This is a genomic window from Streptomyces sp., from assembly GCF_035563135.1.
GTDB lineage: Bacteria > Actinomycetota > Actinomycetes > Streptomycetales > Streptomycetaceae > Streptomyces.
On sequence record NZ_DATMVN010000387.1, the window covers coordinates 1 to 7048 of the forward strand.

Sequence of the window (7048 nt, forward strand, 5' to 3'; positions counted from 1 at the left end):
TGCGGGCGGCGCCGTCGTCGGCGCCCCCCGCCCCACAGGCCGTCCAGCGCGCCCCCGGCCCGTCGGCCGCCGGCGGGCACACGGACGGAGCCACGGCAACCGCCTCACCTGCCCAGGGGCTGAAGTCCGCCCCTCAGGGAGCCCAGGCCCACGGCACCGGCTCGCCCGGCAAGGCGGCACAGGTCGCGGGAAGCGACCTGGACGATCTGGCCAGGCGCCTGCTCGACCCGGTGGCCCGCCTGCTGCGCGCAGAGTTACGGCGCGGCCGTGAACGCACGGGCAGGCCCTTCGACGGCCGCCGCTGAGGACGAGGAACAGGGAACGGACGACGGGACGACGGACTGATGACGGACAACATCTTCGCGACGAGCGTGTTCTTCCGGCTCGCCATCGGCGGCAACGACCTGGGGGCCTTCCACACCTGCTCCGGCATGGGCGCCGAGGTGGAGATGGAGAGTTACGCAGAAGGGGGCAACAACGGCTTCACCTGGCAACTGCCCGGACGCGTGACCTGGACGAACATCACTCTCACCCGTCCCGTCACGGCCGACACGGCCAAGATCGGCCGCTGGCTGGACGAGACGCTGCAGCGGGTGGAGCCCAAGGACGGCGAGATCGTGGCGCTGCGTCCCGACCTGACCCGGATCATCAGCTGGCAGGTGTACGGAATCGTTCCCGTTCGCTGGCAGGGGCCCTCCTTCGACCCGGCCGACTCCAAGGCGGCGGTGGAGACCCTGGAGATCGCCCACCAGGGGCTGACACCGTCCTGACGCACCTCGTCCTCCGTACCTCAGGCAGCAGTCCGCCTCCGTCACCGTCGTCCGAGCCCGCCTCCGGAAAGGAACGCACACCATGTCCCCAGCCGTCCGTGCCGGCCGGGCCAGGGCCCAGCTCACCCTCAAGGAGCCGCCGGCCTCGGTGGGGTCCAGGCCGGGCGGCACGATCGCGCAGCTGGACCTCCAGTTCAACCCCTCGACGCTCCAGCTGAGCAAGTCCACCGAGTGGCGGCGCACCCCCTCCCGTATGGCAGGCCAGTCCGCGCTCCCGGAGTTCGTCGGCAGCGGCCCGCGCACGCTGAGCCTGGAGGTGTTCCTGGATGCCACCGCCACCCATGACAACTCCGTGGAGCAGGCGGTGGAGAAGCTGATGAAGGCGTGTGTGCCGACCCCGGCGAGCCTGAGCCGCAAGAAACCCGCGAGTCCCTGGGTGCGGTTCGAGTGGGGCACGGCGCGCACCACGTCGTTCGACGGGGTCCTGTCCAGCCTGTCGGTGACGTACAAGCTCTTCGACGTGGACGGAAAGCCGCTGCGGGCCACCTGTTCGCTGTCCATAGAGGAGGCGAGCGTCGACCCGGCGGGGCAGAACCCCACCTCGGGCGCGCGCACCGCCCGCAGCACGCACACGGTGGTGGCGGGCGACAGCCTGGCCATGCTGGCCTGGCGCGAGTACGGCGACGCCACCGCCTGGCGGGCCATCGCCGAGGCGAACGGCATCGACGACCCGATGGCCCTGCGGCCCGGCACCGAACTCGTGGTGCCCGGCGTACGGGACATGACCGGCGAGGAGGACTCGTGACGAGACCCGCACCCGGAGGCCGGTCGTTCGCGGCCGACCCCGTCATCGAGGCGCCCGGCGAACTGCCGCCGGCCTGGGCCGCGCAGTTGGTGAGCTGCGTCGTGGACGAGAACGTCGGCCTGCCGGACACCGCGGTGCTGACCTACCGGGACCCCGACCACGAGTTCCTGGGCGCGACCAATATCACCATCGGCACCCCGCTGCGGGTGTCGGTGGTGACCGTGAAGGGGAAGGCGCGCGAGCGGCTGTTCGACGGCGAGGTCACCGCTCTCGAACTCGACCGGGACCGCACCGGCACGTTCACCGTCCTGCGGGCCTACTCCAAGGCCCACCGCCTGCAGCGCGGCCGCAAGGTGGTCGCGTACCGCAACATGACCACCGCGGCGATCGTCCGCAAGGTGGCGGCGGACGCCGGCCTGGCCTGCGGCAAGGTGGAGGCGCCGGCCGTCACGCACAAGCAGCTGTCGCAGGCCAACGTCTCCGACTGGGACTTCCTCCAGTACCTGGCGGGTGAGAGCGGCGCGCAGGTCCGGATCGACGACAAGGGCAAGCTGCAGTTCACCCGGCCGCTGAGGGCGTCCGGCGCGCCGGCGCCGTCGACACCGGCCACCGGCAACCCGCTGGTCCTGGAGTACGGGCGGAACCTGCTGGCGCTGCGGGCCGGGCTGTCGGTCGCGGACGCGGCGGCGAAGGTGCAGGTGCGCGGGTGGGACACCACCACCAAGCGGCCGTTGGTCGCCGAGCAGGCGTCCGTGGTCAGCGGCACGGTGGTGCCGGGGCTGAACCCGGCGTCCGTCGCCCGGTTCGGCAGGTCGACGCAGATCACCGTCACCGACACCCCGTACCGTACGCAGGCCGAGGCGGCGGCGGTCGCACGGGCCACCGCCGAACAGGTCAGCGCGCACTACGCGGAGCTGGAGGCGGTGGCCGACGGCAACCCCATGCTGCGTGCGGGCAAGCCGATCGCGCTCGGCAACGTGGGCACGGCGTTCTCCGGGCGGTACACGGCCACGGCCGTCCAGCACGTCCTGGAACCGCACGGCGGCTACCGGACCACGCTGTGGGTCAGCGCCAGCCCGGACCGGTCGCTGACCGGCCTGGTCACCGGCGCCAACGCGCCCGGCCGCGGCCCGCGCATCCCCGGCCTGGCGATCGCGGTGGTGACCGACGTCCGCGAACCGGACGGCTCGGAACGCGGCGCGGTCCGCCTGAAGTTCCCCTGGCTGGACGACATGTACGTCTCCGACTGGGTCCGCACCGTGCAGTGGGGCGGCAAGGGCGGGGGCGGCGTGGTCAGCCCCGAGGTCAACGACGAGGTTCTCGTCGGATTCGAGCAGGGACTGCTGGACAGGCCGTATGTCATCGGCGGCCTCTACAACGGTGTCGACGCGCCCTCGCCGCACGACGTGCCCCTGGTCGACAGGACGAGCGGCAAGGTCAACCGCCGTTCCGTGGCCTCACGTTCGGGCCATCGTGTGGAACTGCTGGACGCCGCGGCACCCGGCCCTTCGGGGCTGCGCCTGGTGACCGGGGACGAGCGCCTCGAAGTACGCATGGACGACCGCCGGGACCGGATCGAGATCACCGTGTACTCGGGGCCGAAGCGCGCCGCGACCTCCGTCGTCCTGGACAGGAACAGCATCACCCTGGACGCAGGGCAGGGGACCGTGACCGTGAAGGGGAGCAAGGTGGACATCAGCGGCACGGCAGGGGTCGACATCAGCGGCGGCAAGGTGGGGGTGTCCGCACGGTCGGAGGTCTCCGTCGACGGCGGTCTGCTCGGCATCCTCAAGGCGAAGCTCATCAAGATCAACTGAGGCCCACCTCACGACAGTTGCCCGGGACGTGCCGCACGGCCCGTTCCAGGCCCCACCGCCGACCGCAGTTCTCAAGGAGTATCCGATGCCAGCCGCAGCCCGTTCCGGCGACGCCACCACCCACGGGGGCCGGATCACCACCCCGCCCCCCTCGGCCGCCGCGACGGTGGCCCGTGTGCTGATCGGCGGCCGCCCGGCCGCCGTCACGGGCAGCCTGCACGTCTGCCCGATGCCGCCGCACGCGCTCATGGGCCCCGCCAACGTGCTCATGCCCGACCCGGCCGCCCTCGCCAGGGGCGGGGTCCTCATCGGCGGGCTCCCGGTCGCGAAGGTGGGCGACAAGACCGCCTGCGGCGCTCAGATCATCCCTCCTGCGGCTCTGGACGTCGTGATCGGAGGCGGGCTGTGAGCGACCGGTTCATCGGCCGCGGCTGGGCTTTCCCGCTGCGGGTCGGCCCCACCGGCGGGATCGCCATGGTCGAGCGGGGGCGCGAGATCGAGGAGGCCATCCGGCTGGTCCTCGGGACGGCGCCGGGTGAGCGCCCGATGCGGCCCGAATTCGGCTGCGGCATCCACGACTACGTCTTCGCCCCGGGAAGCGGCGACACCGCGGGCCGGGTCGCCCAGCAGGTGCGCGAGTCGCTGGAGCGGTGGGAGCCGCGGATCGCGGTGGACGACGTGGCCGTCGCCTTCGACTCCGTGGAGGCGGGCACCCTCTACATCGACGTGCACTACACGGTGCGGACCACCAACGACCGGCGCAACCTGGTCTTTCCCTTCTACACGATCCCCTCCGAGGAGGGGACCGAGGAACCGGTCGCGATCTGATGGCCCTGCCTTCCCCCAATCTGGACGACCGCCGGTTCCAGCAGCTCGTCGACGAGGCGAAGCGGTACGTGCAGCAGCGCGCGCCGGAGTGGACCGACCACAACGTCTCCGACCCCGGCATCACCCTCATCGAGACGTTCGCCTACCTCGTGGACCAGCTGCTGTACCGCCTGAACCGGGTCCCGGACAAGAACTACCTGGCGTTCCTCGACCTGCTGGGCATTCAGCTGTTCCCGCCCGCGGCCGCCTGCGCCGAGGTCGACTTCTGGCTGTCGGCACCGCAGTCCGACACGGTGTCCCTGGCCACGGGCACCGAGGTGACGACGGCCGCCGGGGAGAGCGGCGAGGCCGTGGTGTTCGCCACCACGGCCGAACTGCACATCGTCCCCAGCGAGCTGACACGCCTGGTGACCGCGCCCCGCACGGGGGAACAGAGCGACCGGACGGGCGCCCTCACCGAGGGCCGCGACGTACCGTGCTTCCAGGCGGCGCCCGAGCCCGGTGACGCGCTGCTGTTCGGCCTGCCGACAGCGGTGCCGCGCTGTGTGGTCGCGGTGCGTCTGGACAGCCGCGTCGAGGGCGTCGGCGTCGACCCGCGCCAGCCCCCGCTGGTGTGGGAGGCCTGGGACGGTGGCCGCTGGCAGCGGTGCGAGACCGGCGAGGACACCACGGGCGGCTTGAACCGGCCCGGCGAGATCGTCGTGTACGTACCGGCCGGGCACACGACGTCGGTGATCGGGGGGACGCGTGCGGGCTGGCTGCGCTGCCGCGTCGTCGAGGCCGAGCCGGGCCAGCCGTTCTACTCCGAGTCCCCCACGGTGCGCGAGGCCGCCGTCTTCACCATCGGGGGCACCATGACGGTGGAGCACGCCGAGACGGTGACCGACGTACCGCTGGGCACCTCGGAGGGGGTGGCGGGTCAGACCTTCCGTCTCGACCGCCCGCCCGTCCTGCTCGACGGAGGGCCGCCGGTGGTGGAGGTCTCCTCGGCCGAGGGATGGCAGCGCTGGGACGTCGTGGACCACTTCGGGAACTCGCAGCCCGCCGACCGGCACGTCCAGGTGAACGCCACGGCAGGCGAGTTCACGTTCCCCCCGGCGCTGCGCGAGGTGGACGGCACGCTGCGGGTGTGCGGCGCCGTTCCCCCCAAGGGGGCCCAGGTGCGGGTGGCGCGCTACCGCACCGGTGGCGGCCCGGCGGGCAACGTCGCCCGGGGTGCGATCAATGTGCTGCGCAGCTCCGTGCCGTACGTGGCCCGGGTCGGCAACCGGGAAGCGGCCCGCGGCGGGGTGGCCGGCGAAACCGTCGACAACGCGAAGCTGCGTGCCCCGCAGGCCCTGCGGATGCAGGAACGCGCGGTGACCGCCGAGGACCACGAGCTGATCGCCCGCCAGGCGGCGCCTTCGGTGCGCCGGGTGCGCTGCCTGCCGGCCGCCGGGGCCCCGGGCGCGGTACGCGTCCTGGTGGTGCCCGACGCGGTCGCCGACGAGGGCGACGACCGGCTCCGCTTCGAGCAGCTGATCCCCTCCGACCAGGTGCTCGCCACGATCACCGGTGCTCTCGACGAGCGCCGTCTGATCGGCACCCGGCTGGTCGTGGAACCGCCCGTCTACCAGGGCGTCACCGTGGTGGCCCGGCTCACCGTGCTGTCCGGTGACACCGGCCGGGTGCGTGACGCGGCGCTGGCCGCGCTGTACCGCCACCTCAATCCCCTGCACGGCGGTACGGACGGGACGGGCTGGCCGTTCGGAAGGCCGGTGCAGTACGGGGAGGTGTTCGGTGTGCTGCAACGCGCCGTCGGTGACGTGCTGGTGGACGACATCCGGCTGTTCGCCGCCGATCCGATCACGGGGCGGCGCGGCTCCCCCGTGGACCGCATCGACATCGGCGCCGGCGCGCTCGTCTTCTCGTACCAGCATCAAGTGGTCGTGAGCGCCGCGGAGCCGGGGGACCGCGGATGAGCCGCGCCGCCGTCCCCGGCCTGCCCAGCCCGCACCCCATCGGTGCGCAGCTGCCCGCCCTGTACGCCGACGCCGACTTCACCCAGCGGTTCACGGCCGGCCTCGACACCGTGCTGGCCCCAGTGTTCGCCACTCTCGACAACCTGCCCGCCTACCTGGACCCCCGGGTGGCACCGGCCGACTTCCTGGCCTGGCTGTCCTCCTGGGTGGGCGGGGTCGACGACCCCGGATGGCCCGTCGAGCTGCGCCGTGAGGCGGCGGTCCGCGCCATGGAACTGCACCGCAGGCGCGGCACGCGGAGCGGACTGCTCGAGGCGCTGCGCCTGGTCCTCGGCGTGGGGGCGGACGTCAGCGGGGACGGCGCCGCCGTCTGGTCACGCACGGCGGGCACCGGTCTGCCGCCCGCGCCGGCCGGCGAGGTGCTGATCCGGGTGTGGCCCGGCCGGACGGAGACGGTCGACGCCGACCGGGTCCACGAACTCGTCCGGGCCCTGTGCCCGGTGCACACGGCGTACCGGGTGGACGTGCTGACCGGGCCACCCGCCGACGAAGAAGGGCAACGTCATGCGTGACTGTCCCATGTGCGGGGCGTCCAACGAAGCGACGGACGACTTCTGCGGCAACTGCGGCAGCTACCTGGGCTGGTCGGAGACCGGCGCCGCGCGTACGGAGCGGACGCCGGACGGACCGGAACACCCTGCGGCGGCCGGCCGTCCCACGCAGGATCCTGCGGCCGGTACGGCCGCCGGGTCTCCCCCCGCCCCGGCCGCGGGCACGCCTGACGCCGTCCCGTCCCCCTCGCCCGGCCCGGCCACGACGCCGCTCCCCGGCACCCCCGGGGCCGGCTCCGGCTCCGGCTCCGGCTCC

General features: G+C 73.1%; 9 protein-coding genes. All 9 read left to right on the forward strand.

From position 1 onward, the window contains the following. A partial coding sequence (locus VN520_RS16830) for a hypothetical protein (RefSeq protein WP_325747737.1) occupies nt 1-305 on the forward strand: 305 nt, incomplete at its 5' end. 39 nt (nt 306-344) lie between these two features. Further along, nucleotides 345-770 carry a phage tail protein gene (locus VN520_RS16835; protein WP_325747738.1) on the forward strand — a complete coding sequence of 142 codons (426 nt, stop codon included), beginning with the start codon at nt 345-347 and terminating at the stop codon, nt 768-770. Nucleotides 771-852: 82 nt separating this feature from the next. Beyond that, nucleotides 853-1575 (forward strand): LysM peptidoglycan-binding domain-containing protein, encoded by a 723-nt coding sequence (locus VN520_RS16840; RefSeq protein WP_325747739.1) that lies wholly within the window; start codon nt 853-855, stop codon nt 1573-1575. Next, nucleotides 1572-3392, forward strand: a complete 1821-nt coding sequence (locus VN520_RS16845; protein ID WP_325747740.1) for a VgrG-related protein — start codon at nt 1572-1574, stop codon at nt 3390-3392. Before VN520_RS16840 ends, VN520_RS16845 begins: the two co-directional genes overlap by 4 nt. A gap of 85 nt (nt 3393-3477) precedes the next feature. After that, a complete protein-coding gene (locus VN520_RS16850) occupies nt 3478-3801 on the forward strand; it encodes a PAAR domain-containing protein (protein ID WP_325747741.1) in 324 nt (107 codons plus the stop codon). Then, nucleotides 3798-4220, forward strand: a complete 423-nt coding sequence (locus VN520_RS16855) for a GPW/gp25 family protein (RefSeq protein WP_325747742.1) — start codon at nt 3798-3800, stop codon at nt 4218-4220. Before VN520_RS16850 ends, VN520_RS16855 begins: the two co-directional genes overlap by 4 nt. After that, on the forward strand, nt 4220-6181 hold the full coding sequence (locus VN520_RS16860; RefSeq protein ID WP_325747743.1) for a putative baseplate assembly protein: 1962 nt from the start codon (nt 4220-4222) through the stop codon (nt 6179-6181). Before VN520_RS16855 ends, VN520_RS16860 begins: the two co-directional genes overlap by 1 nt. Next, nucleotides 6178-6753, forward strand: coding sequence for a phage tail protein (locus VN520_RS16865; protein ID WP_325747744.1), 576 nt, complete (start codon nt 6178-6180; stop codon nt 6751-6753). The genes VN520_RS16860 and VN520_RS16865 overlap by 4 nt, the downstream gene beginning before the upstream one ends. Beyond that, on the forward strand, nt 6746-7048 hold a 303-nt coding region (locus VN520_RS16870; protein ID WP_325747745.1), incomplete at its 3' end, for a zinc ribbon domain-containing protein. The genes VN520_RS16865 and VN520_RS16870, both read left to right, overlap by 8 nt.

Bases quoted from the DNA above. Each gene is read 5' to 3' on its own strand.
- VN520_RS16860 (WP_325747743.1), top strand. From the start codon at position 4,220: ATGGCCCTGCCTTCCCCCAATCTGGACGACCGCCGGTTCCAGCAGCTC.
- VN520_RS16850 (WP_325747741.1), top strand. From the start codon at position 3,478: ATGCCAGCCGCAGCCCGTTCCGGCGACGCCACCACCCACGGGGGCCGG.
- VN520_RS16835 (WP_325747738.1), top strand. From the start codon at position 345: ATGACGGACAACATCTTCGCGACGAGCGTGTTCTTCCGGCTCGCCATC.
- VN520_RS16840 (WP_325747739.1), top strand. From the start codon at position 853: ATGTCCCCAGCCGTCCGTGCCGGCCGGGCCAGGGCCCAGCTCACCCTC.
- VN520_RS16865 (WP_325747744.1), top strand. From the start codon at position 6,178: ATGAGCCGCGCCGCCGTCCCCGGCCTGCCCAGCCCGCACCCCATCGGT.